Source organism: Chitinophaga barathri (assembly GCF_003807585.1).
Classification (GTDB): domain Bacteria; phylum Bacteroidota; class Bacteroidia; order Chitinophagales; family Chitinophagaceae; genus Chitinophaga; species Chitinophaga barathri.
In genome coordinates, this window is sequence record NZ_RMBX01000011.1 from 107,884 (window position 1) to 132,644 (window position 24,761).

Here is a 24,761-nt window from a genome sequence, read left to right on the forward strand (position 1 = left end):
CGTATTAATACGCGATTATTTCGGGAAGTTATACTTACCCGCGAATGTTCCGGTAACTGTAAATTGCAATCACTCACATAAAACCTCAAACTGTTATGAAAAGATCAACACTCGTGCCCTGGCTCATCGTCCTGCTGCTGCTGGCCATCCTGATCTACCGGGAGTTCAACCGCAAGATACCTGTGGATATCGGGAAGGTGAAAGAGCACGCGATCAGCATGAAAGAAGCGGAAGGATATACCAAAGCCTTTACCGAAGCCAAGGCCGCACTCGCACGCCAACTGCCCAACCCCGGCTACCTCGACAGTAACTTCAACCTGCCCCAGTGCGAACTGTTCAACAAAGACGCCATCGGCGCCATCCTGAACAAACCCGGTACGGAAGGCCTCCGCGTTTATCTCGGCCTCAACGGGAAAAAAGAGGTTTGTTTTGTACTGGTGCCTGTTACCGGCAAGGGAAAAGACATTACCGAACGCCTGACCGTACAGTACAACTCCTGGATGCCCGGTGTGTCTTCCGCCAGGGCCGGTTACCCGGACGATGCCGAAGCCATCGAAAGAGGCCAGCGCTGCCCGCATATGTGCGATGTGGAAAGTCCCTTATCCAATCCATAAGACTGTTCATGGAATAACCCAGCCTACTGAAATGAATCATACAATAGCAGCAATACTATCTTTTTCAATCGTTATTCCTGTCATCATGGGGCTGATACGCCTGAGCAAGATACGCGTCAGCTATCAGCCCTTTATGCTCTTCCTCCTGCTGGCCTTTACCGCGGAAATGGTGGGGTTCATCACCGTGAAGATCATCCGGAATAATTACATCTCCACCAACGTCTATACCCTGGTGGAAGCCATCGTGATCGCCTGTATCTTTTACGCATGGGGTTTCTTCAGGGAACACAAGCTGCTCTTCCGCATCGTGCTGGTGCTGTACGCCGGGGTGTGGGTTACGGAAAACCTCATCTTCGGGGACCTGGAAAACCAGATATGCTCCTATTTTATCTTCCTGTATTCGCTGATCACCGTGCTGCTGTCCATCAACGAGATCAACTATCTCATCGCCGAACGGGGCAACCTGTTCAAAAACGCCAGGTTCCTGATCTGCATAGGGTTTATCATCATCTGCGTTTACAGCCTTATCACCGAAGGCACCCAGCTGATAGACCCGGACAATGCCCCGCTTTCCAACAAGATTTTCACATTCTATGTTTATATCAATGCATTCGTTAATATTGTTTATGCAGTGGCGGTGTATTTCATGCCCGAAAGGGATGATATCTACTTCTCCAAACGGTTCAATGCATAGATAACCCCATGGAAGACAGGATACTTTATATCACCATATTCCTCTCCTCACTGCTGGCAGTGATCATCATCTTTTTTATCGCTTCCATCATCCGGTATCACCGCCGCTTTATCCGCCTGCAAAGAAGCCGCATCACCGCGGAGATCAACCAGCTGGAGAACGAACGCAAAAGGATTGCCACGGACCTGCACGACAGCCTGGGCCCCCTGCTGTCCAGCGTGAAGCTGAACATCAGCAGCGTGGAAGTAACGGACCCGCAGGACCGGCAGGTGATCAGCAAGTCCACGAAATACATAGACGAGATCATCACCAGCATGCGGCAGATCTCGTACAACCTGCTGCCCACCACGCTGGAAAGAAAAGGCCTCCTGGACGCCATCCGCGAATTCAACCGCCACCTTGGGCAGGAAGATCTCCTGGAAGTGCATGTGTACGCCATGAATGCCATTGCCCCCAATGCGGAGCAGGACATTCACATTTTCCGCATCGTACAGGAGATCATTCACAATACGCTCAAACATGCCGGCGCCACCCGGCTGGATATCGGTTTTAACCAGGATGCGCGTGAACTGCTGGTACTGATCAAAGACAACGGCAAAGGTTTTAACGTGGAAAAGGCTACGACAGCCTCCAGCGGGCTGGGCCTGAAGAGCCTCGAGATCAGGACGGACATCATGCACGGCACCATCAGAATACAATCCGCGCCGGGAGAAGGTACGAGTTATTACATCCGCATCCCCCGCGGATAAACGACTGTTTTTCAGCGCAGCGTCATTGCTTTCATGACATCCCCAGCCCCGCGCAAATAATTTGTATATTGCGATGACAACCATATTTTACCGACCCTAAGCAACACTTTTCATGAAATACGATATCAGGCTGGTAGTGGCGGATGACCACGAAATCTTCCTGGACGGGCTGGCGCTGATGCTTTCCCGGCAGGAGCACATCACCCTGGTAGGGCAGGCCTCCGACGGGCGGGAGCTGGTAGAGCTGGTGAATGCTGAGAACCCCGATGTGGTGATGACCGATATCAAAATGCCCCGCATGGACGGCATAGCCGCCACCCGCCTGCTGGTACAGCAAAACCCCGAAGTTCGCGTGATCGCCCTTTCCATGTTCGACGAAGAAGACCAGATCGTGGAAATGCTGGAAGCGGGCGCCAAAGGATACCTTCTCAAAAATGCCGACAAACAGGAAATCCTCGACGCCATTGCCAGCGTATACGAAGACCGTGTGTACTACTGTAAAAGCACCTCCGCAAAGCTGGCCGGCATGATCGCCAAAAGCAAATTCAATCCCTATAAACAAAAAGAAGTTATTACTTTCACGGACCGCGAGCAGGAAATTATCAAGCTCATATGCCAACAGTTCACCGCGCAGCAGATAGGTGAACGCATATTCCTGAGCAAACGCACGGTGGAAGGATACAGGACCCGTATACTGGAGAAAATGAACGTCCGCAACACCGCCGGGGTCGTGATGTACGCCCTGAAAAACAACCTGATCAGAGAAGAAGACATCCTTTAAATAAAAAAGACACAACTAAAATCTGCTATGAGAAAATCACTCACTTTACTGGCCCTGCTGGCCTCAGGCGTAGCCTATGCGCAGGATGCCGTTACCTACCAGCGCCCGCCGGCTGTGATCGAGGAGCTGCTGCTGGCCAAACCCACACCATCCGTAAGTATCGACAAATCCGGCGAATGGCTGCTGCTCGCCGAGCGTATTTCGTACCCCGGCATAGAAGAGCTGGCCGAGCAGGAACTGCGTATTGCGGGCCTGCGCCTGAACCCGCGCAACTTCAGCACCACCCGCGGCACTTATAGCGGGAACCTCCAGTTGAAAAATATCAAAACAAAAGAAACCTTTCCCATCACCGGCCTGCCGGAAGGTCTGCGCGCAAACAGCCCGCAGTGGAGCCCGGACGGTAAAAAGGTGGCCCTGATGCAGTACGGCCCGGAGCGTGTAGACCTCTACGTGATCACGCTGGCTACGAAGTCCGCCGCCAAAATAAACACCGCTGCTCTCAACGCCACATCGGGCATGACCTTTACCTGGGTGGACAATAATACCCTCCTGTACAAAACGGTGCCCGCCAATGCCGGTGCACTCCCCGTAGCGCCGCCCGCCCCGAAAGGCCCCGTGGTACAGGAAAGCAAAGGCCGCAGCGCCGCTTCCCGCACGTACCAGGACCTGATCAAAACGCCGCATGACGAAACCCTGTTTGCCTACATGACCACCTCGCAGTTTGTGCTGAACAACGGCCAGGGGGAAAAGAACCTCGGCGCCACCGGTATCGCTACTGCCTTTTCCGTATCGCCGGATAAACAATACCTGATGGTAAGAAAAGTGGAGAAACCATTTTCCTACCTCGTACCGATGTACGGCTTCCCGCATAGCTGGCTGGTGCTGGACATGCAGGGCCGTGAAGTAAAAAACCTCGCCAAAAATCCTTCCTCGGAAGGCGCCCCTATCGGTTTTGACGATGTGATGGACGTGCGCCGCGATTTCTCCTGGAAGGCGGACGATCCGCATACCATCACCTTCACCAAAGCGCTGGACGGCGGCCTTGGCAAACAAAAAGCCGAATACCGCGACGCCGTATACGCCATTGACATGGCGGGAGGTGCTGAGCCCAAAGAACTATTCCGCACCAAACGCCGCTTCGACCGGGTAATATGGGGCAATAAAGAAGTGGCGCTCGTAGAAGAATCCATGTTCGCGGACCGGAAGGAACGCCTCAGCGTTTACAATCAAACCACCGGCAAGCTGGATTCCCTTTTTGAAAAAAGCAGCAACGACGCCTACAGCGATATCGGTTCACCGTTTACCATCCGCAACCAGTATGACGAACGCGTGCTGTTCATACAAAAGAACGGCGAGCTGCTGATGCGCTCCCAGGGCTCTTCCCCGGAAGGCGATATGCCCTTTGTGCAGAGTTATAATCTTAAGACCGGCAAAGGCACCATCCTCTGGCGCTGCCCGGCGAACACTTACGAATATGTAGTGGAAGCCCTGGACCCGGAAAAACTCATCATGCTTACCTCCCGCGAAACCCAGACCGATGTGCCCAACTATTACATCCGCGACCTCCGCAAACGTTCGCTCCTGGGCACGCCCGTAACGGATTTTACCAATCCTTACAAAGCGATGGAAGGCGTGAGCAAACAAAAAATATCCTATAAAAGAGAAGACGGCATAGACCTCACCGGCGACCTGTACCTGCCCAAAGGGTACGATGCCAAAAAAGACGGTCCGCTGCCGGTATTCATCTGGGCGTATCCCCGCGAATACAGGTCCGCCGCGGACGCCGCACAGGTAAGGGGTTCCCGCTATACCTTCACCCGCGTGGGTTACGGCGGCCCTATCTTCTGGGTGACGCAGGGCTACGCGGTGCTGGACAATGCGGAGATGCCCATCGTAGGCGAAGGCGGCAGCCAGCCGAACGATAAGTTCATCCCCCAGCTGTATCTCAATGCCCACGCCGCCATCCAGGCACTGGCCAAAATGGGGGTAGGGGACAGTAACCGCGTGGCGGTAGGCGGCCACAGCTACGGCGCGTTTATGACGGCTAACCTGCTGGCACATACGAAACTGTTCAAAGCCGGCATCGCACGCAGCGGCGCGTATAACAGGACGCTCACGCCATTTGGTTTCCAGGCGGAAGAACGTACGTACTGGGAAGCGCCCGACGTATATTATAACATGAGCCCTTTCAGTTTTGCAGACAAGATCAAAACGCCTTTGCTGATGATCCACGGGGAGCTGGACAACAACCCCGGCACTTTCCCGATCCAGAGCGAACGGCTCTACAATGCCGTAAAAGGCCATGGCGGCACGGTGCGGTACGTACAGCTGCCCTTTGAAAGCCATGGGTATTCCGCCCGGGAAAACCTGTTGCATATGCTCTGGGAGCAAAGCCAGTGGCTGGACAAATATGTAAAGGGAGCGAAATAAATACTATTTAAACTTTTCCTGATAGACAGTTGCCTGATACCCCGGCAGCTGTCTTTTTTTTACCCCTTTCAAAGGTTTTAACACGGATTGGCGTCAAATCTAGCAGAAATACTATCACGCAGAATAACTATCACAATTATGCGGCATGCATTGATCTTTACATTGCTTTTACTGACCTGCGCTCAGTTGTCATTTGCGCAGAATCTGGTGCTGAAAGGTGTGTTGAAAGATAAAGGGGACAGTACTGCACTCAGGAACGCCACCATCCGGCTCAGCTCCCCGGAAGATGCCGCATTTAAGAAACAGGCCCTTACGGACAAAGACGGTGCCTTCGAGATCACCGGGCTTTCCGCCAAGCCTTACATCGTTACCATTTCATATGTAGGCTACGGCGAGCTGACGCGCGCCATCGTACTCCAGGCGGAAACGCAGAACCTGGGCACCGTTATGATGCCCAAAAGCAGCCGCGACCTGAAAGAAGTGGTGATCAAGGGCCAGGTGCCGCCCAGCCAGCAAAAGGGCGATACGCTCCAGTACAATGCGGATGCCTATAAAGTGAACCCCGACGCCAGCGGCGAAGACCTTATCAAAAAGATGCCCGGCATTACCGTGGAAAACGGTACCGTAAAGGCCGGCGGCGAAGAAGTAAAAAAAGTGACCGTGGACGGGAAGGACTTTTTTGGCGACGATGCCGCCATGGCGTTAAAGAACCTCCCGGCGGACGCGATCTCCAAAATAGAAGTGTTCGACCGCCAGAGCGACCAGTCCCGCTTCACGGGCTTCGACGACGGCAATTCCGTAAAAGCCATCAATATCGTGACCCGCGCCGAAATGCGCAACGCCCACTTCGGTAAGGTGTACGCAGGTTATGGTACGGACGACCGGTATTCCGCGGGCGGCAGCGTGAACTTCTTTAAGGACAACAAACGTATCACTATCCTGGGCATTGCCAATAACGTGAACCAGCAGAACTTCTCCTCGCAGGACCTCCTGGGTGTGCAGAGCGCGGCTTCCGGCCGTGGAGGCGGTGGCGGCGGCGGCAGAGGTGGCGGAGGCCGCGGCGGAGGTGGCGGCAACTCCGGAGGCGGGGGAGGGAACTTCCTCACCGGCGGCCAGAGCGGGCTGAACACAACCAACTCTATCGGGATCAACTTCAACGATACCTGGGGCAAAAAAGTGACCTTCAGCGGCAGCTACTTCTTTAACAACTCGAATAGCACCAACGATGTGATCACCCGCACCCAAACGCAGTTCGAGAGAGGCATACAGCTGGAAAACGATACGGCTCTGAGCGGCAGCCACAACTACAACCACCGCTTCAACGTACGCCTGGAATACAAAATAGACTCCAGCAACGAGATCATATTCGAGCCGAATATCAGTTTCCAGAAAAACGACCGGTTCTCCAACTCCATCGGTAATACCTTTATGGCGGACACCCTGCTGAGCAGGAACCTGAGCGGTTCCACCAGCGAAAACTCCGGTTATAACCTGAACGGTAACCTGACCTACCGGCACGCATTCGCCAAAAGAGGCCGTACCATCACCCTGGGCCTGAGCGCCAGGACAAACGACCGCAGTGGCGAAACCTTTACGAACAGCGACCTCGTATACCCGGGAAGCCCGCAGGACAATGATTCCCTGCGCCAAAGGGTAAGGCCCCTCAGCGACGGGGTGAACCTGGGCGTGAACGTAGCCTACACCGAGCCCATCGGCAAATCCGGCCAGCTGCAGGTGAACTATAACCCGAACTGGTCCACGAACAATTCAGACCGCAGGGCTTACCAGTACGACTTTGCCGGCAAGGATTACAACATCCTCGACCCCACGCAGTCCAACATGTTCAGCAACAAATACAACACACAGTCCGCGGGCCTCAGCTATCGCCTGGGCAACCGGGACCGTATGCTGATGGTAGGCGTGAACTACCAGTACGCTGAAATGGAAACCAAAAGGGAATACCCCACCAAAAACTACGCAACACAGAGCTACCAGAATATCCTGCCCAATGCCATGCTGATGTACAAGCTGGGTGAATACAGCCGTGTACGGGTATTCTACCGCGCCAGTACAAACCAGCCGGGCATCGACCAGCTGCAGGACGTATATATCTATTCCGGTCTTACCAACGTATCCATCGGTAACCCGAACCTGAACCCGCAGTTCGGCCACAGCGTAATGGGCCGTTATAACTATACGAACACGCAGAGCGGGCAGAACCTGTTCGTGAACATGAACGTGCAGACAAACAGTAATTACATCGCGAACGCGATCTATACGCCCACGAACGGCAAAGACTCCCTGCTGACCCCTACGGACACACTGAAGGTAGGCGGCAGGCTTTCCAAACCTATCAATATGGATGGCTACTTCAGCGGAAGGACCGGTGTTACCTGGGCTATGCCGGTGAAGTTCATCAAATCGAACCTGAGCGTGAACGCGGGCGTGGGATACAGCAAGATACCCGGTGTGACGAACTCGCTGGCGGGCTTTACCCACAACTACAATTACAACCTGGGAGCGGGCCTGAGCAGCAATATCAGCGAGTATATCGACTTCAACCTGTCTTACAACGCGGTGTTCAACATCGTGAACAATACGATCCAGCCGGAGAATAACAGTAATTATTCCACCCACAACGCCAGCGCCAGCGTCAACCTGCTGTCCAAAAACGGTTTTGTGCTGCAGAACGAAATCAACTACACCTTTACCAAAGGGCTGGGCGAAGGATTCGATCAGCGGTTCGTGCTCTGGAATGCGAGCGTGGGTAAAAAGTTCCTGAAAGAGAAACGCGGGGAGCTGCGCCTGTCTGTATTCGACCTGCTGAAACAGAACCGCAGCATCAACCGTTCGGTGAACGGGCTGGACATTGTGGATCAGCAGAACTCCGTTCTCACCCAATATTTTATGCTTACATTTACTTACCGGCTGAAGAACTTCGGGAAACTGAAGGCCCCTGAAGGCGGTGGGCAGCAGCAGCGCCGCTGGAACCGCGATGGCGGGGACGGCCCTCCGGGCGGCATGCCTGGCGGAATGCGCAACAGGGACTTCTAGCACCGTTTTAACACCTATATGCAAGTAGCTTGACGGATATCATAGCACATCTGAAACAAGGGAGCGAAACCGCCTTTAAAGAACTGGTGGCTCAGTGGAAGGGGATGGTGTACAACACCGCCCTCGGCATCCTGCAAAATGAAGCGGATGCGGAGGATGTGTCTCAGGAAGTGTTTATGCAGGTGTTTGAATCCATCGGGACCTTTAAAGGAGAATCACAGATATCCACCTGGCTGTACCGCATCACGGTGACCAAATGCCTTGATTTTCTGCGGAAAAAGACCCGGAAAAAGCGGTGGGGGAAAGTATACAGCCTTTTCGGACAGAATAATGAACTGGTAATAGATCCCCCTGAATTTCACCATCCCGGCGTGGAACTGGCCAACAAAGAACGGGCGCAGCTCCTTTTTAAAGCGATCGCCCGGCTGCCGGACAGCCAGAAGGCCGCATTTGTGCTCAACAAGCTGGAAGGCTTGAGTTCCAAGGAGATAGCCGGGATTATGGACGCATCGGTATCGGCCGTGGAAGGCCTGCTGCACCGCGCCAAACAGAATTTAAGGGACCAATTGGAAGATTATTACAGAAATGAGGAGTAAATACAAGTATTCAGCATAATTATCGTCTAAATTAAATACAGCGATTATGAAAGCGAGACGAGACATAGAACAGGAAATAAACAGGACGCTCAGCAGCCTCGATGGAGCGCAGCGGGCGGAGCCGGGGGATTTCTTTTTTACCCGTCTCCAGGCCCGCCTGGGGCGCGCAGAACCCGCCGACGCATGGGAACGCTTTATTGGCGTGATCGCCCGGCCCTCTGTAGCATTTACCGCCCTGGCGCTGATCCTGGCCGTAAACGGCGTCATGTTCGCCATGAACCTGCCCACCGCGGAAAGGAAGGAACAGGCCGCCCTTCAGCAGGCATTCCAGGATGATGAATACCAGCTGAGCCTCACCAATTTTTATGAGTTAGAAAAACCGGAACAATAATGAGGGAAACATTCGCGAGGAATAAAGTACTGAGTGTATTGGTGATCATCCTGTTGCTGACAAACCTTCTCCTGCTGTTTTTCTTTGTATGGAGAACGCCGGAAGAAGCGCCCAAAAGCAATAACAAGGGAAGGGGAGAAGTGCTGCAGCTGCTGGAAAAACAGGTTGGCTTCAGCAAAGAACAACTGGAACAGTACAAACAATTAAAAGACCAGCACTGGGAACGCCTGAAACCCTCATTCGGGGAGCTGCGCGCCGCCAGGGACAGTTTTTACATATTACTGAAACAAGATTCGGTACCCGATTCCGTACTGACGGCCGCAGCGGACTCCATCGGCGCCAAGCAGGTGACGATAGACCTCCAGACTTACCGGCACTTCCGTGAAGTACGCAGCCTGTGCACGCCGGAGCAACTTCCGCAGTACGACTCCGTGGTGCAGCATGTGATGAAAAAAATGAACAACTTCAGGAAAAGCCCCCCAAAGGAAGACAGCCTGAAAAAATGACCATGAGCATTTAAATATAATACCTCCAAAACCCTTAAACAATCACAACATGAAGAAACAGATCCTGTTTGTGCTGGCATTTCTGCTGGCAGTGAACGTGGCCGCCTTTGCTCAGCAAGGTGGTGGAAACGGCCAGGGCCGTTCCGTGGAAGAACGCGTAAAACAAACACTTGAGCGCCTCACGACTGAACTGCAGCTGAACAAGGAACAGGTTACCAAACTGGACACCGTGTTCACCCATTCTTACAAAGAAATGCAGAAGAAACGTGAAGAAGCCCAGGCAGGCGGAGGCCGCATGGACCGCGAAGCGTTTCAGAAGCTGAACGAAGAAAGGGACGTGAAAGTAAAAGCTATTCTCACCGACGACCAGTTCAAAAAGTACAAGGAACAGATGGAAGCAATGCGTCAGCGCCGTGCTAACGGTGGCGGCGGAAGCAACTAAGTTCCGGTCCAAAGACTGTGGCCGTATTATACTGCAAACAACCTAGAAGAATGCACGCAGTATAGTACGGCTTTTTTGTGCCCCGAATTGTCGTAATTTGCCGGCGATATGTTGCAATTCCTACAAGACCACTGGCAGTCCATCGGCCTTATCATTCTGTACGGTATCACCTTCCTGGTAGCCATCAAAGCGCTGCTCGAAACACGGTCCAACGGTAAAACGCTGGCATATCTCCTCCTTCTTTTTTTCCTGCCCGGTATAGGCGTGCTCGTATACCTCCTCATCGGCGTGAATCGCCGCATCAACCGTATTTACAGCCGCAAATGGATGAGCAACGTACGCCTCAGCGAACGCCTACAGGATTACCTGCGGCAGGAAAACCGGCAGACGCTGCTGGAGCACCCGGACCTGATGACGAACAAAACAGGCATCGCCCGCCTGCTGTTCAGGGATTCCCTCTCGCCCATCACCCCGGACAATGAAGCGATCCTCCTCATCAACGGGGAAGAAAAATTTCCGCAACTGCTGGATGCGCTCCGCTCCGCCAAACATCATATCCACCTCGAATATTACATCTTCGAAGAAGACACCATCGGCATGGAGATCATGGACGTACTGCGGCAAAAGGCCCGGGAAGGCGTGGAAGTACGGTTTATTTACGATGACTTCGGCAGCTCGGACATCAACCGGCGTTTCCTGCGCCAGATGCGCGGCTCCGGGGTGGAAGTATATCCCTTTTACCGCGTGCGCCTGCTGGCCAACCGGCTCAATTACCGCAATCACCGCAAGATCGTGGTGGTGGACGGGCATACTGGTTTTATCGGCGGCATCAACGTTGCGGACCGGTATGTGAACGACCCGAAATACCGTGGCAAACACCCCGAATGGCCCTTCTGGCGCGATACCCATCTTTGTATCAAAGGGCAGGGGGTGCATACGCTCCAATTCCTGTTTATGGGCGACTGGAACTTCTGCGCGGAAGCGGACCTGCCCATCACGCAGGACTTTTTCCCGGACATCCCCGTTACCGGCAAAGACCTGGTGCAAATCGCGGCCAGCGGCCCGGATTCCGAGCGGTCCTCCATCATGCTGAGTTATCTTGCGGCCATCAACCAGGCCCAGCGGTCCGTATATATCACCACGCCTTATTTTATCCCGAACGAGCCGATATTAAACGCCTTGCAGCAGGCAGCCCTCTCCGGCGTGGACGTACGCCTGCTGGTGCCCGGGGACCTGAGCGACAGCCGGGTGGTGAACAAGGCCGCCGAATCCTTTTACGAGGACCTGCTGAGCACAGGGGTACGCATATTCCGCTACACGAAAGGGTTTGTACACGCCAAAACCATGGTGGTGGACGATAACCTCACGGTGGTAGGCACCGCGAACATGGACATCCGGAGCTTTGACTTCAACTTCGAGGTGAATGCGTTTGTATATAGCCGGGAGGCGAACTGGAAGCTGACGGAGGCTTTCCTGCAGGATTGCCTGTACAGTTCCGAGCTGCTGCTGGAGGAGTGGCGGGCGAGAGGCCGCTGGAAGCGGCTGGGGGAGGCGGTGGTGAGGCTTTTCAGCCCGTTGTTGTAAAGACCCGGCATGGTCACCCGGCCGCATTAAAGGGGAGCGGAGAGCTTTTTTGAGCCATTCGGCCGCCTGGTGAAGGGTTCCGGCAGCGTTGCACCCTTTTTTTACCCCGATCCAAAAAAATAGATTGATATATTTCGATATTTCGAAAAAGTACCTATATTTGCATCATGATCATAGACGAAGCGATGATAGTGAAGGCGGCGAACGCAATCTCAGATAAACACCGGATGGCTATCCTTATGCAGATAGCCAGGCAGGAGTGTAGTATCTGTTGCGGGGCGATCCAGGATCTTACCTGCCTTTCACAACCCACCGTGTCGCATCATATCAAGATACTGGTAGACAGTGGCGTGCTGATCAGTTCCAAAGAAGGGCGCAACGTCAACCTGACTATCAATCGCGAGATGATGAAACAGCTGTCTATGTTCTTCCTTCAGCTCAGCTGAGTTTTTTTGCCTAAAAATATCGAAGTTTTTAAATAAATCGATACAATAACACACAATTAAACACACACTAAAAATGAGCACCTTAAAAGATAAAGTAGCGATAGTAACGGGTGGGAACAGCGGTATTGGCCTGGCCACCGCGGAGGAGTTCATTGCCAGGGGAGCAAAAGTGGTGATCACCGGGCGCAACCGCGATGCTGTAGACGCGGCTGCCTCCGGGCTGGGAAGCGGTACACTGGGCGTGACCGCGGACCAGGCGAGCATCACAGACGCCGAAGCGCTGGTGAACACCGTGAAGGAACGATATGGTAAAGTTGACGTGCTGTTCGTCAACGCCGGCATCGGCGCCTTCGCACCTGTAAATGACGTAACAGAAGAGCAATTTGACCAGATGATGAATGTAAACTTCAAGGGCGCATTCTTCACCATCCAGAAGTTCCTGCCGCTGCTGAACGACGGGGCTTCCATCATCCTTTTATCATCTATAAATGCTTTCACCGGTATGCCCGGCGCAAGCGTTTATTCCGCCAGCAAAGCCGCGCTCAATTCACTGGGCCGTACGTTGAGCCGCGAGCTGGCAACCCGGCGCATCCGTGTGAACACGGTGAACCCCGGGCCGATCAAAACGCCCATCCTGGCGAAAGCCGGGCTGGACGAAGCAAGTGTAGCCTCCTTCCATCAAAAATTCGCGGAGCGGATACCGCTTAATCGCGCCGGTGAGTCCGCAGAGGTCGCAAAGCTCGTAGCATTCCTTGCTTCCAGCGATGCGTCCTTTATCACCGGCGCGGAATATAACATTGATGGAGGCTTCACCGTACACGAATTATTGGGTTAAAAAAGTAAGACTGCATATTTTCATTATCCGTTGTAACCCGATGCGTTAAAAACAAATTGACATAAGCATCGCCGGGCGGTTTCGCACCGTCCCGGCTCTTTTTAATCATCTTTCAAATGCCTAACTTTAAGCCATAAAACCATGCTATATGACTGTAAAAGAACCGTCGTCGCTATACACCGTCCGGTTTAACGACTGCGACCCGTTCGGGCATCTGAACAATGCGTCTTATATCAACTATTTTATGAACGCCAGGGAAGATCACCTGGCCGAGCATTATAACCTTCACCTGAAGGACTTTGCCGCGAAAGGTTTTGGATGGGTGGTGAACCAGCACCAGATCGCTTATCTCAAGCCCGCATTCGTGGCAGAGAAAGTGTACATCCATTCACGTGTGCTGGAATATTCCGGCAACCACATCGTCGTGGAAATGTGGATGACGGACGAACAGAAAAAGAAAGTAAAGGCCTTCCTCTGGTCCAGGTTCGTACATGTGGACCTGAAGACCGGCAAAAGAGCCGAACACGACGAGGCGCTGCTCAAACTCCTGGAAGAGATCCGGGTGGAGCACAACGGCGTGGATACGTTTGATCAAAGGGTGGGAGCGGTGCTTCAATCCTTCTGAGCCCCTTAAGATAATTTAGTAAACAGTTGTAGGTAACAGCCGCCGGGGCATTCTTGTCCCGGCTTATTTTTTTCCTGAGGTGGCGCAAAGACCCCATCAATTACCAGCGCTTAGGTTTGTTTTCTTTTATCGTTTATCGTGACATAACAGGAAGCACTACCTGTTTACCAGTAGTTTTATACTAGTTGTTTTAAAGTAGAAGAACCGGGGAATGGCTAGCAGCAACGGTTTTCATATGTCAGTGCATTAAGACACCACCTGTCCGCAGTTAACAATAATTTAAAGCACGGGCCCGCCATGATAGCAGCGTTCGTATAACTTTGCGGTGCATTCCCAGGCACACCATGAAACCAATTCCTGATATTGAACTTCTTCAACGGCTGAAATCAGATGAACCTGACGCCTTCAGGCTCCTGTTTGATACCTATTGGGAAAGACTGTACCAGGTAGCTTACCAGAAACTGAGATCCGAAGAGGACGCCAAAGATATTGTCCAGAACAGCCTGATACGGATCTGGCAGCGGAAAAACACGCTGGACATCAAAGTGTCCCTGGAAGCATACCTGACCAGCGTAGTGCGTTATGAAATACTCTCCTTCATTGCCGCTTCCATCAAAACAAAAGAAAAACAGGAGCAGATTGCCCGCCACGTATTACCCGACTTCGTGCAGCTGGTGGACAGCCTGCAGGTCAAGGAACTGCACCAGCATCTCGACAAACTGGTACAGCAGCTGCCCGAAAAAATGCGGCGGGTATACCTGCTGAGCCGCAACGATGACCTCTCCATCAGCGAAATTTCCCACTCCCTCCAATTATCCGAACAAACTGTCAGGAACCAGCTGAATACCGCGCTGGCCCGCATCAAAGCCGGGCTGGTGGAGTTTATGCTGCTCCTGCTGGTAAGCCAGTACCTGCAGTGCCCTGTGCCCTTATTTTGCTTGTTAATGATTTCGTAACATTCGGGCATGGTTAAGTGAGCCGGTTTTATACGCTTACTGTATGAAGACGATCACTATGCAATTAAAAGAGTTAGGGGAGATTCTCGACCGCTATTTATCAGGAACCGCCACCAAAGCCGAAAGACGGCTGATAGAAAACTATTGGGCACAATCAGGAAATGAAGAACAGCTGAAGCTGAGCGGCGAAGAAAAATCGCGGCTGGCGGAGAGCATATGGGAAGGCCTGCTTTTAAAATCAGCGCGGCCGCAGCCGCGTGTAGCCAGGCTTATCAACAGGCGCCTGTTATTACAGGCTGCCTCCGTTGCCATCCTGTTGAGTGTAGCCGGAATGTTCAGCTGGCAATATATATTTAAAGGCCGCGGGCGCCACAATATTACCTATACCACCATCATTGCCCGCGCCGGCAAAGTGCTGGATTATACACTCCCGGACAGCTCCCTGCTGCATATCTTCCCGGGTTCCGAAATACAGGTGCCGGATAACTTTAACCAGGCGGACAGGCGCATCAGCGTGAACGGAAAAGTATTTTTTGAAGTAAGGCCGGATGAGGCCAGACCATTCTACGCAATGGCCGGAGCGCTGCAAACACAGGTACTGGGCACTTCTTTCGAGGTAAATACCTTTCATCACAACAGGCCCGCTGTAACTGTGCGCAGCGGGCGCGTAGGTGTTTCCTACCAGGGTAAACAATTGTCGCAGCTGGGCGTGAACGATCAGCTGCGCTTTAACCTTCCAACGGGTGATATGCAACTGCTGCGTGTGAATGCCGCGGAGCAATGCGACTGGTGGAACGGGCAGCTTTCCTTTGAACATACGCCGCTGCCGGAAGTGCTGGAACATATAGAAAAATGGTTCGGCGTTGACATTGTCCTGCAGGGGGAAAGGCTGCGGGAAGAAACAGTGACCACCAGCTTCGGAACGGATGCATCGCTGCCTGAAGTGCTGTCGCTGCTTACAAGAACACTGGATGGCCATTACGAGATAAAAGACCGTGAAATTTTGATCTACTAGTACATATCATTCTCCATTTATTATCGACACATTACTCCAGCTATGCGATATCGAATTATCCTCAGGCTTGTGCTGCTGTTCCTTGTGCTGGGCTGTGCCACACAATTTCCGCGCGCACAAACGCCAGACAGGAAGATCACATTCCCACAACCGAAAACCACTGTGGGAGAGGCTATCAAGGCCATTGAAAAGCAGACAACGCTGCAGTTTTCCTATGGAAGCAACGTATTACAACGGACGGGCCGCGGTATCGTACTCGGAAACAGTACGGTTACGCTGGAAAAAGTATTGCAGGCCATGCAGGCGCAGGCCGGCATCCGTTATGAACTGGATAAGGACAACCGGATCATTTTGAAAACAGAAGATGCCGGCCAGCCGAAATCCACCGCGCAGTCTTCCCCCGATCCGGGTAAAACCATCACCGGTAAGGTGCTGGATGCGGAAAAAAAGACCCCGGTGCCGGGTGTTTCGGTGGGCATCAAACATACCGGGAGGGGCACCACTACCAACGTGGAAGGGGAGTTCCGGCTTACCGTTCCTGCTACGGGCGCCATACTGGTTTTTAGTTTCATCGGTTATGCGCCGCAGGAAGTGCATGTGAGGGATGCCGCCAATATCACCATCCGCCTGGCCTCCAGCCAGAAAATGCTGGGAGGAGTGACGGTATCGGCTATACGTAATCATAATACGGACGAAGCCACTTTGTCTGAACGGAAAAAATCCGCTGTTATCTCCGATGCCATTTCCGCGCAGCAGATCGAAAGAACGGCCAGCATTACCACCACGCAGGCGCTGCAACGCGTAGCCGGGGTATCGGTGACGGATGACAAATACGTGGCCATCCGCGGCCTCGGAGACCGCAGCGTGATCGCGGAACTGAATGGCGCCCGCCTTTCGTCTGCGGACCCGGACAGGACCGCTGTGCCGCTGGATCTCGTGCCCGCCGCGCTGCTCGACAATATCACCATTTACAAAACATTGTCCGCAGACAGGCCCGCGGACGCTTCCGCCGGTATCATCGAGCTTAAGACCAAGTCCGTGCCCACTGCGCTGACGCTGGAAGTAGCCGCCCAGGCAGGTTTTAATTCCGCGATCGGCCTCAATGGCAAATACAATGGTTTTTATAACGACAACCTGGGATTCCTGGGGCAGGAAGTAAAATCCCACCAGTTATCCGGCGACTTCCTGCGCCTGGCCGAACAATACCCCGGCGGGCTGAAACAGATGCAGGAAGTGTTTATCCAGAGCCGTAACAATCCCGCCCTGGCAAACGAAGCCATGCGCATCAGCGATATTATGCAGTCGTTCGACCCCGTGCTGACCTCCCGCTATAAAACGGCCAGCCCTAACCAGCTTTATTCCGTTTCTTTCGGCAACTCTTTTAAGATTTTCGGTGGGCGGCATAAACTGGGAGTTGTGATCAACGGCAACTACTACCAGCGTTATGAGGATATTTACCAGGGAGAACGTAACCAGTACAGCCTTTTCCAGGGCGTGGTAACAGGATCGCCGAAGATATTCAACCAGCTGCGTATCCCGAACTTTATTTCCCCGGCATTTCCCCGGCTGGGCAATTACCTGTCTTACCAGGAAAATACCGGCAGGAGGATCATCAATTACGGCGGCCTGCTGGGCCTGGCCTACCAGTTTAACCCACGCCATGTCATACAGTTCCAATATGTAGGCAGCAGGGGAGCGGAAGCCGTTGCCAGCAGCCTTTCCGGCGAATGGAAAAATTCAGGGCTCAATTACCCGGTATATAACTACATCGATCAGCTGAAGCTGACTTACCGTACGTTCAATACTTTCAACCTGCAGGGAGAGCATAAGTTCATCAGTAAAGACTGGTCGCCGCGGCTGACCTACAACCTGAGCAGCTCCAACACCATACAGGATGAACCGGACTACCGTTCCAGCAACTACGCCGTGTTGCGCTCAAGCAAACAGATAGCGACGGGTGGCGCGGGTATCGGCGAAGATGTATATGCTTTTGTTACCGGGCTTACACATGGCGTAGGCAGCGATTATACCCGCGCCATCGTTACGGATCCTAATGGCAGGCAGTTCCGCAAGCTCACAGAGAAAAACTACAACGCGAAAATGGATCTTACTTTTCCTTTTCAGCTGTACGGGGAAGAACAGGTGATAAAGATCGGCGGCAACTTCCTGAGAAGGGAACGCGACTACCGGGAGAATGTGCTGGGGCTTCCGGGCAGCAACCTTGGTGGCGGCGGTACGGACCTGTTGAATAAAGTGAAAGGGGACATCGACCAGCTGGTATCTTCCAGGTACGTGGGCATGAAAGATCCTTCTTCCTATAACGAGGAAGGACAGCCGAGGGTGGGCGGCTTTTTATACCAGATCAAAAAATCACCGAACAACTATACCGGCACCTATGAAACCAGGGCATTTTACATTATGGCCGACGCGCGGGTGGGCGGTAAGCTCCGGATCAACGGCGGCGTGCGTTTCGAAGGCACGATCATTGATGCGAGCGTGGACACCGCCAATGTTTTTTTTCCGCCCTCGCTGGACCTGGTGTCCAATCTTCCGGGAGTGACCATCAGCAATGTGACAGACAGGCCATTTTCCAGCTACCGCGTAAATTATAAACCTTATTATTCCACGAACATAACCTATGCCGTCCGGGAGGACATGAACCTGCGGCTGGCCTATGGCACTTCCCTGGCCAGGCCCGAGCTGCGCGAGCTGACCAACATCTACCTGTTTGATCCTTTCCAGTTTGCGGTAGTGGCGGGCAATCCCACATTGCAGAACCAGTTCACCAGGAGTTATGACTTCAGGTGGGAATGGTTCACAGCGCCGCGCGAAGTACTGGCCGTATCCGCATTTGGCAAACATATCAGCAACCAGCTGCAGAAAGTTTTCAGTTATAAATCGCAGGGCAACCTGTCTACCTCCCCGGAATTTCCGCTGATCAATTTCCAGAATGATCCCAACCCGGGACGTGTGTACGGGCTTGAGTTTGAAGCGAGGCGCAGCATGGAGTGGCTGTGGCCTTCCGCCTTCCGTAACCTGTTCTTTAACGCGAACCTGATGCTGGCCATGAGCCGTATCAAAAAGAATCCCGAGCGCCTGGACGCTTCCCGCATCAACGACCGCCGCTCGCCGGAAACCAGCCCCGTATTTGAGCAGGCGCCGTATTCCATCAATGTGGGCCTTGGTTATCTGAACCATAAGAGCCAGACGGACGTGAACCTGAACTTCAACATGACCGGCGCCCGACTTGTACAGGTACAGCTGGACGGTACGCCGGACATTTTTGACCGGCCGCTTCCCATGCTGGATCTTGTATTCACCCAGCGCCTGAACCGGCATTTTGTGGTGAAAGGGTTTGCCAAGAACATTCTCAACCCATACTACAGGCAGGTGTATACGAACGCTGGCAATAACGGAGAGTACCACGGCCATACCTACGTGTACCGTCAATATAAAAAAGGATCCGAGTTCTCGCTGGGCATTGCCTATAAAATTCTTTAAAGCTATGTGTACGAAGTATATCATGAAACCTGTCATCTTTGCGGCCGCTTTGCTGATACTGCTGACAGGCGCGGGATGTAACAAAGAAAAAATTTCCGGCAGGGCGAAGGAGGACGATCTCCAGAATGCCCCCGGTTCCAATATCCGCCTGTATAATTTATCCGGTGCGGATATGTCTGTGGTGATCAACAATACAGTGCTTACCAGCCAGTTTGCCGGCGGCATTGAAACCCCCACGCCTACATTGATAGGGAGGAAGCTCTTCCCTCAGGGGCTCTGGAAAAAAAGGGCCGCTTTCACCATACCAACCACACTGCTCGATAAATCCGGCCGCGCCTACATCTCCATTCCCGGTTATTTTCCCGGTACGCGGCTGGACCAGCAGGTACGCATCACTTTTTCCGATACCAGCCTGCAGAACGATCCGCTGGTGCCGGAAGACTATTACCTGCTGCCCAGCGCCAAGCTGGTAAAATTTCCGCGCAACAGCACCCCGCCGTCCAACCCGCAGAATTTTAAACTGCGCATTGTGAACCTGGGCAGCGCGGAAAGCGCCTTCGGGCTTACGGGGCCTGTAACGGCCACCTATGCGGACGGTTCACCCGTGGACCGACTGCAACATATCGCGCCGGGCGCTTCATCCGATTATGTGGAATTGCCTTACGGGGCCTACCAGTTTAAAATGTTTGCGGAAGATGGCGGCATGGTCAATTACCAGAAGCAACTGTGTACAGAAGATATGCAGCCGGCCTTTAATCCATGCGTACCCGCCGTGGACCTGCCGCAACAGGGTTACATGCCCCAGGTGGCCACCTTTAAGCCGGGAGGGGTATATACCCTGCTGGTGCTGACCGGTACGTTTGTTTATGACAATGACTGCACCTTCATCAAAGATGTGCGTTACGCCAATATCTACCAGACGGTAGCGGACCTTGACCCCGGCATCAACTTCAGCTACGCACGCATGAATGCCGTGAACACCATTCCCGGCCGGAAAATCACTATCTCGGTTGATGGCAAAACGATGGGCGGGCCGCTTGAATACATCGGGGAGACGTTTACCGCCCGTGCATTACCCGCGGAATATCATACGTTCGTCCAGGGGGAGCATGTGGTGCAGGTAAAGGATGAAGGGGGGAATGTTGTCAGTGAAAGCTCCATCCGTCTTTTCCCCTTTGACAATTATACGGTATGGGCACATGCCGCCGCAGACGGAAAAATAAAGCTGGTGTTCACCGCCAACGATATGACCAATACCAGGTACAGAACATGGGACGATCCGGAGGACGACCATACTGACGGGGATATGCGCAGGATACGTTTCCAGTACGTGTGGCAAAGCAGGTTCATGAACTTCTGCAACACCCAGCCGTACATCACCTTCACCAATAACGGCCAGCTGTTCCTGCCTGCGTTCATGCATCCGGACAGCCTGCGCCCATTCCAGGCCTACCAGCTGATGCAGCCCGGTGTTGTGCCGGTAAAGAACGGTTCCATCTTTTATTTTCTGCCTAATATCCTGACTTACCGGCCAGATGGCGCCCCCGCCCAGCACAACAGCGAGGCCCACCTGTTTCCGCGCAAGATATGGGTGAACGCCGCGGGCAACCCGCCCGCCCTGCCTGGCAGCCTGCTGACGGACATCGCGCCGCTGACCAGCGAGCGCACCTTTTTTGCCAACGAGGGGATGTACAGACCGGGCACGCTGAAACCGCCCGCCGAGAATGGCATTTACACCGTGGCCCTCGTAGGCGGAGCGGCCAACCAACCGGCGAAGCTGATCGCGATCAAACACAATAAATAAAAAAGAAGATGAAAGGTTTTACAAAATCCGGTGATACCGGGCGCAAAAGAGGAGCCGCCAGCTATATGCTCCTGTTGATGTTCGCAGTGCCTTGCATGTTCAGTTGTTATAAATACAAAGAACTGGAAGAGGAGAAGGAGCCTGCTTACCTGCGTGTATTCAATTCCATTGCATTCAGCGCGGACGCCACCAGCCCGCGCAGGGCATTGCCGTTCTTTACATTTATGATGGACCCTGAAACGGACGCGGACGGCGTTCCCACGCAGGCAAAGACCATGTGCGATTTTCTCACCACGAGGCAGTTGTATAGTTCGTCCTATCCCATGAATGAAGCGAACAGCTCGGAAGGTACTTATGTGATCGATGAATCAGGTACTAAAATATTCAGCAACAGCCCGCTTAATTTCGAATATCCCGGCAATGCGCATGTACTGACGGCGCCGGCCATCAACGGTTTCGACATGTCCGCCTGGGCGCAGATACCATCCGGGCGGCACCGGATCATGTTCATCTCCAGGCCAAAGAACGATGTGCCTTTTACCAGTCTCTCCAAAGAGATCAGGAAACAGGTCGTGATCGATACGGTGGTTGAATTTCAAAAGGGGGAAGTTTATACGATGCAGATACTGAGCGAGGATCCGGACAACAATACGGTGCGCCTTTATGTAAGAAGAGAACAATTCATTCACCAGGCATTCGAGGAAGACAAGCTCTACGTAGGCTACCTGAACCTTTCCGGGAAACGCCCCAGGCTGGCAGCAGATCACTTCATCTCCGTATTCCCTGAAAAGGTAAGGATCAGCTACAGTTATAAGACCCATGATGATGTGAAAAGAGGAACCTATCACCCGCTGCCCGGCTTCAATAATGTCTTTTACACCATCCTGAATACAAGGCAGGACACCACGGTAAATTACATGACCCTGCCGCTGCTGCCCCGCGACTATTTCTTTGAGAAAGACACGCTGAGGAGCTATTACAGGGTGGACGCCACTTACGGCGTTATCCGCGCGATTCCCACACTCCCTTACGCGGAATTCTATTTTGCGGACGGGGATGGTTCCGGGTCAGGCGGCGGTGCGGAGGGCAGTATGTATATGGTCGCTCACCAGGCGAACCCGGTGCCGTTCAATATTTACCGTTTCAAAGCATACAGGTCCACCAGTGCGGGCAGCGGGGAACAGGCGCCCAGCCTTAACCTGATCGTCAGCAGCGGGGGCAGTTACCATGTTTATGCAACCGTGAATATCATGGAGATCGTGTATGACCGGATCTATATGATGCAGATACAAAGAGCCTTCAACAAAGTACCAGGATAAGCCGGTGCGCAAAAGGACGCCGCGCAAATCAAAACAGGGTTGCCGGCGGGGTTTAACCGATAAAAAAAATACAATGAAAAGACCGCTGTTATATATGCTGCTGCTGATATGCACGGCAGGCTGCATCAAGGAAAAAACGGTTCCCGGCCCGGCGGGGGACCGCACAACGGCTACGCTCAGAAGCCTGCTGGCCAACAATTTTACATTCAGCATGTTCTATACCGCCATGCGGCGCGCGGGCGTGGACACGTTGCTGGACGGCCACGCCTATACGCTGCTGCTGCCGGACAACAATGCATTTGCCGGCGCGGGTATTACGGCGGACAGCCTGGACCGCATACCAGTGGAGACCTTGCGCAAACAAATCCTGTACCATGTGCTGAGAGGCAGCTTTCGGAGAATGGACGTGCCACAGGCCATCGATTATCAATACCTGACCATGGAAGGAAATGCGCTGTTTACTTCCGTTAATCTTACCGCATCTCCGCAACTGAGGGACACCACCATTTACGTGAATGGCATACCCGCGGTACGGCAGGATGTGATGGCGGTGAACGGCGTGATACATATCCTGCAAAAACCGCTGACTGTTCCGGTATCCAGCGTGCAATACCTGCTGGAGCAAAATCCTGATTACAGTTGTCTTGTAGCCGGCTTCAAGAAGTTTGGGCTGTGGAACAGGTTGCTGGAACCGGGGCCATTCGTTATCATGGCGCCCACCAATGAGTCTTTCGCCCAGCATAACTGGGACGAAGCCGCCATCAATGACATGCAGCCGGAAACATTCAGGCCGCTGGTCTTCAGCTGTTACCAGCTGAACAGCATGTTCTTTTTTAATATCGATTTTATGAAGCTGGCGCCGCCCAGCGGTCCCGTGCTCCTGGACAGCGCCTACCTGAAGTACGACGGTAACCTGCCGGATGGCACCTTCGGGTTCCGGGTGCTGCCTCTTAACTACCGGGAACTGGAAGGTGCGCAGATGATCTACTGGTACGGCAGAACTTTTGGCATCAATAAGCCGGACCAGCTGGCCGCCAACGGCATCGTACACCAGATCGACAAGGTAGGCGTTGTGCCCGACAGTGTTAAAATCCGGTAATCATCCTCCAAAAAAAAGTATATGGAATATAGAAAACTGCTGATGGGAACAGTAGCCTTACTGTCGGTGGCATTTACAGGATGCATGAAACCATCCGATTCGCCGCTGCAAACATCGCATCCGCTCAGCTTCAACAAGGATAACCTGGCAAAGACCATCGCCGCGGTTGATTCACTGAGTCTCTTTTACGAAGCAGTGCAACGGTTGGGGTATACCGGTCTGTTTGAAAGCACCAGCAACTATACCGTGATGGCCCCGGGTAACGGCGCCATGCAGGCTGGGGGGCTGAACAGCAGCCAGATCCGCGCGCTGCCCCTGGATTCCCTGCGTAAACTGATCGCGTATCACATCCTGCCCGGCGCTTATGCGGACAGCTCCCTGAAGAGCCTTGCTTTCAGCCAGGTCATTGAAACGCTGCGGGCGGATACCGGGTTTGTCCCCGGCCAGGGGTATAAGGTCACAAAGTCTTACCTGTACATACAGCAGGGGGATTCCCTTTACCTGGACGATTATGCCGCGGCCGGCAACGCGCCGCCCATACAGGCTTCCAACGGCTATATCTATCCCATCCGCAAGGTGCTGGATCGTACGCTGACGGATAACAGCCGCAGTCTCTGGGACGTGATCTCCACAGACCCTGACCTCAGCATGTACCTGGCCGCTATACGGCTGCAGGACAGCATCCGCACCTGCGACTTATTTGATGATAACATCTACTATGCTTTTTATCTTGGCATGGGTCCGGACAGCAATAATTTTACCGCAAAAAAAATAAGGGAGGACGGCTACGTTAACTATTCCAAAACGCCCACTTTGCTGGCGCCCACCAACAAAGCCTTTCAGGACGCGGGTTTTCATTCAATTGATGACCTCAGGCAATTCGCCCTGCGTTATCCTATCGGTATACGGCCATGGGTAAACGATGATTTCACCGAGTATAAGATAGACGTGCTTTATAGCTCCCTGGATACCCTGCTTGGCCAGCACCTGCTGCACAACGACGGCGTGTCGGACGGAAGCCAGCGGTTCCCCGTCAGGATATTATACAGCGATATGTTGAAGGGAAAAGTGAATAACGGCATCTTCAACAAACGGCTTCGTGATCTGACCGCCGGGTTCCGTTTATATCTCAGGTATCCCTGGGACCTTCAGTTCTCCCAGGCGGGAGGCGTAGCTTATGTGCAGTGGCACCCCGGCTCGCCTAAAATAATGATACCACGCGATACTGACCCGAAGCGGCCGGCCCGCAACTATTCACTGGAGAACGGGGCGATCTACAAGATAGACGGGCTCTTTTATCCATTCCATTAAACTGAACCG

Annotated in this window: 21 protein-coding genes; all 21 read left to right on the forward strand. The window is 53.2% G+C overall.

Features of this window, described 5'->3' with window-relative positions; genetic code table 11:
• Window positions 1-95 precede the first annotated feature (95 nt).
• The 21 genes from EG028_RS19580 to EG028_RS19680 all read left to right on the forward strand — a co-directional run bounded on the left by EG028_RS19580 (window position 96) and on the right by EG028_RS19680 (window position 24,752).
• Window positions 96-614 (forward strand): hypothetical protein, encoded by a 519-nt coding sequence (locus EG028_RS19580; protein WP_120518019.1) that lies wholly within the window; start codon window positions 96-98, stop codon window positions 612-614.
• A gap of 85 nt (window positions 615-699) precedes the next feature.
• The gene (locus EG028_RS19585; protein ID WP_120518020.1) at window positions 700-1,308 is read left to right on the forward strand and encodes a hypothetical protein; all 609 of its coding nucleotides are present in this window, start codon (window positions 700-702) and stop codon (window positions 1,306-1,308) included.
• An 8-nt stretch (window positions 1,309-1,316) separates the two neighbouring features.
• The gene (locus EG028_RS19590) at window positions 1,317-2,057 is read left to right on the forward strand and encodes a sensor histidine kinase (RefSeq protein WP_120518021.1); all 741 of its coding nucleotides are present in this window, start codon (window positions 1,317-1,319) and stop codon (window positions 2,055-2,057) included.
• 112 nt (window positions 2,058-2,169) lie between these two features.
• On the forward strand, window positions 2,170-2,838 hold the full coding sequence (locus EG028_RS19595) for a response regulator transcription factor (RefSeq protein ID WP_120518022.1): 669 nt from the start codon (window positions 2,170-2,172) through the stop codon (window positions 2,836-2,838).
• Between the two features lie 27 nt (window positions 2,839-2,865).
• A complete protein-coding gene (locus tag EG028_RS19600; protein ID WP_120518023.1) occupies window positions 2,866-5,268 on the forward strand; it encodes a S9 family peptidase in 2,403 nt (800 codons plus the stop codon).
• Window positions 5,269-5,406: 138 nt separating this feature from the next.
• Window positions 5,407-8,322: an outer membrane beta-barrel protein gene (locus EG028_RS19605; protein ID WP_120518024.1), complete on the forward strand. Its 2,916-nt coding sequence runs from the start codon at window positions 5,407-5,409 to the stop codon at window positions 8,320-8,322.
• A gap of 29 nt (window positions 8,323-8,351) precedes the next feature.
• Window positions 8,352-8,918 carry an RNA polymerase sigma factor gene (locus EG028_RS19610; protein WP_120518025.1) on the forward strand — a complete coding sequence of 189 codons (567 nt, stop codon included), beginning with the start codon at window positions 8,352-8,354 and terminating at the stop codon, window positions 8,916-8,918.
• Between the two features lie 46 nt (window positions 8,919-8,964).
• Window positions 8,965-9,309: a hypothetical protein gene (locus EG028_RS19615; RefSeq protein WP_120518026.1), complete on the forward strand. Its 345-nt coding sequence runs from the start codon at window positions 8,965-8,967 to the stop codon at window positions 9,307-9,309.
• Window positions 9,309-9,815: a Spy/CpxP family protein refolding chaperone gene (locus tag EG028_RS19620; RefSeq protein ID WP_120518027.1), complete on the forward strand. Its 507-nt coding sequence runs from the start codon at window positions 9,309-9,311 to the stop codon at window positions 9,813-9,815. The genes EG028_RS19615 and EG028_RS19620 overlap by 1 nt, the downstream gene beginning before the upstream one ends.
• Window positions 9,816-9,864: 49 nt before the next feature.
• Window positions 9,865-10,257 carry an EMC3/TMCO1 family protein gene (locus EG028_RS19625; RefSeq protein ID WP_120518028.1) on the forward strand — a complete coding sequence of 131 codons (393 nt, stop codon included), beginning with the start codon at window positions 9,865-9,867 and terminating at the stop codon, window positions 10,255-10,257.
• A 108-nt stretch (window positions 10,258-10,365) separates the two neighbouring features.
• A complete protein-coding gene (gene cls, locus EG028_RS19630; protein ID WP_120518029.1) occupies window positions 10,366-11,841 on the forward strand; it encodes a cardiolipin synthase in 1,476 nt (491 codons plus the stop codon).
• 167 nt (window positions 11,842-12,008) lie between these two features.
• Window positions 12,009-12,287, forward strand: coding sequence for an ArsR/SmtB family transcription factor (locus tag EG028_RS19635; protein ID WP_241559174.1), 279 nt, complete (start codon window positions 12,009-12,011; stop codon window positions 12,285-12,287).
• Window positions 12,288-12,360: 73 nt separating this feature from the next.
• Window positions 12,361-13,122, forward strand: coding sequence for a glucose 1-dehydrogenase (locus tag EG028_RS19640; protein ID WP_120518030.1), 762 nt, complete (start codon window positions 12,361-12,363; stop codon window positions 13,120-13,122).
• A gap of 148 nt (window positions 13,123-13,270) precedes the next feature.
• Window positions 13,271-13,747 (forward strand): acyl-CoA thioesterase, encoded by a 477-nt coding sequence (locus EG028_RS19645; protein ID WP_120518031.1) that lies wholly within the window; start codon window positions 13,271-13,273, stop codon window positions 13,745-13,747.
• 344 nt (window positions 13,748-14,091) lie between these two features.
• The gene (locus EG028_RS19650) at window positions 14,092-14,703 is read left to right on the forward strand and encodes an RNA polymerase sigma factor (protein WP_120518032.1); all 612 of its coding nucleotides are present in this window, start codon (window positions 14,092-14,094) and stop codon (window positions 14,701-14,703) included.
• Window positions 14,704-14,746: 43 nt separating this feature from the next.
• Entirely contained in the window at window positions 14,747-15,718 is a 972-nt protein-coding gene (locus tag EG028_RS19655) for a FecR family protein (RefSeq protein WP_120518033.1), read from the forward strand.
• Window positions 15,719-15,760: 42 nt separating this feature from the next.
• Window positions 15,761-19,219, forward strand: coding sequence for a TonB-dependent receptor domain-containing protein (locus tag EG028_RS19660; RefSeq protein WP_120518034.1), 3,459 nt, complete (start codon window positions 15,761-15,763; stop codon window positions 19,217-19,219).
• A gap of 4 nt (window positions 19,220-19,223) precedes the next feature.
• Window positions 19,224-21,023, forward strand: a complete 1,800-nt coding sequence (locus tag EG028_RS19665; RefSeq protein WP_120518035.1) for a hypothetical protein — start codon at window positions 19,224-19,226, stop codon at window positions 21,021-21,023.
• 8 nt (window positions 21,024-21,031) lie between these two features.
• The gene (locus EG028_RS19670; RefSeq protein WP_120518036.1) at window positions 21,032-22,342 is read left to right on the forward strand and encodes a hypothetical protein; all 1,311 of its coding nucleotides are present in this window, start codon (window positions 21,032-21,034) and stop codon (window positions 22,340-22,342) included.
• Window positions 22,343-22,415: 73 nt separating this feature from the next.
• The gene (locus EG028_RS19675) at window positions 22,416-23,441 is read left to right on the forward strand and encodes a fasciclin domain-containing protein (RefSeq protein ID WP_120518037.1); all 1,026 of its coding nucleotides are present in this window, start codon (window positions 22,416-22,418) and stop codon (window positions 23,439-23,441) included.
• A 21-nt stretch (window positions 23,442-23,462) separates the two neighbouring features.
• Window positions 23,463-24,752 carry a fasciclin domain-containing protein gene (locus EG028_RS19680; RefSeq protein WP_120518038.1) on the forward strand — a complete coding sequence of 430 codons (1,290 nt, stop codon included), beginning with the start codon at window positions 23,463-23,465 and terminating at the stop codon, window positions 24,750-24,752.
• The last annotated feature ends 9 nt before the right edge of the window (window positions 24,753-24,761 follow it).

Excerpts from the sequence above, each read along its gene's own strand:
- EG028_RS19580 (WP_120518019.1), top strand. The coding sequence starts at position 96 with ATGAAAAGATCAACACTCGTGCCCTGGCTCATCGTCCTGCTGCTGCTG.
- EG028_RS19585 (WP_120518020.1), top strand. The coding sequence starts at position 700 with ATGGGGCTGATACGCCTGAGCAAGATACGCGTCAGCTATCAGCCCTTT.
- EG028_RS19590 (WP_120518021.1), top strand. The coding sequence starts at position 1,317 with ATGGAAGACAGGATACTTTATATCACCATATTCCTCTCCTCACTGCTG.
- EG028_RS19595 (WP_120518022.1), top strand. The coding sequence starts at position 2,170 with ATGAAATACGATATCAGGCTGGTAGTGGCGGATGACCACGAAATCTTC.
- EG028_RS19600 (WP_120518023.1), top strand. The coding sequence starts at position 2,866 with ATGAGAAAATCACTCACTTTACTGGCCCTGCTGGCCTCAGGCGTAGCC.
- EG028_RS19605 (WP_120518024.1), top strand. The coding sequence starts at position 5,407 with ATGCGGCATGCATTGATCTTTACATTGCTTTTACTGACCTGCGCTCAG.
- EG028_RS19615 (WP_120518026.1), top strand. The coding sequence starts at position 8,965 with ATGAAAGCGAGACGAGACATAGAACAGGAAATAAACAGGACGCTCAGC.
- EG028_RS19620 (WP_120518027.1), top strand. The coding sequence starts at position 9,309 with ATGAGGGAAACATTCGCGAGGAATAAAGTACTGAGTGTATTGGTGATC.
- EG028_RS19625 (WP_120518028.1), top strand. The coding sequence starts at position 9,865 with ATGAAGAAACAGATCCTGTTTGTGCTGGCATTTCTGCTGGCAGTGAAC.
- cls (WP_120518029.1), top strand. The coding sequence starts at position 10,366 with ATGTTGCAATTCCTACAAGACCACTGGCAGTCCATCGGCCTTATCATT.
- EG028_RS19635 (WP_241559174.1), top strand. The coding sequence starts at position 12,009 with ATGATCATAGACGAAGCGATGATAGTGAAGGCGGCGAACGCAATCTCA.
- EG028_RS19640 (WP_120518030.1), top strand. The coding sequence starts at position 12,361 with ATGAGCACCTTAAAAGATAAAGTAGCGATAGTAACGGGTGGGAACAGC.
- EG028_RS19645 (WP_120518031.1), top strand. The coding sequence starts at position 13,271 with ATGACTGTAAAAGAACCGTCGTCGCTATACACCGTCCGGTTTAACGAC.
- EG028_RS19650 (WP_120518032.1), top strand. The coding sequence starts at position 14,092 with ATGAAACCAATTCCTGATATTGAACTTCTTCAACGGCTGAAATCAGAT.
- EG028_RS19655 (WP_120518033.1), top strand. The coding sequence starts at position 14,747 with ATGAAGACGATCACTATGCAATTAAAAGAGTTAGGGGAGATTCTCGAC.
- EG028_RS19660 (WP_120518034.1), top strand. The coding sequence starts at position 15,761 with ATGCGATATCGAATTATCCTCAGGCTTGTGCTGCTGTTCCTTGTGCTG.
- EG028_RS19665 (WP_120518035.1), top strand. The coding sequence starts at position 19,224 with ATGTGTACGAAGTATATCATGAAACCTGTCATCTTTGCGGCCGCTTTG.
- EG028_RS19670 (WP_120518036.1), top strand. The coding sequence starts at position 21,032 with ATGAAAGGTTTTACAAAATCCGGTGATACCGGGCGCAAAAGAGGAGCC.
- EG028_RS19675 (WP_120518037.1), top strand. The coding sequence starts at position 22,416 with ATGAAAAGACCGCTGTTATATATGCTGCTGCTGATATGCACGGCAGGC.
- EG028_RS19680 (WP_120518038.1), top strand. The coding sequence starts at position 23,463 with ATGGAATATAGAAAACTGCTGATGGGAACAGTAGCCTTACTGTCGGTG.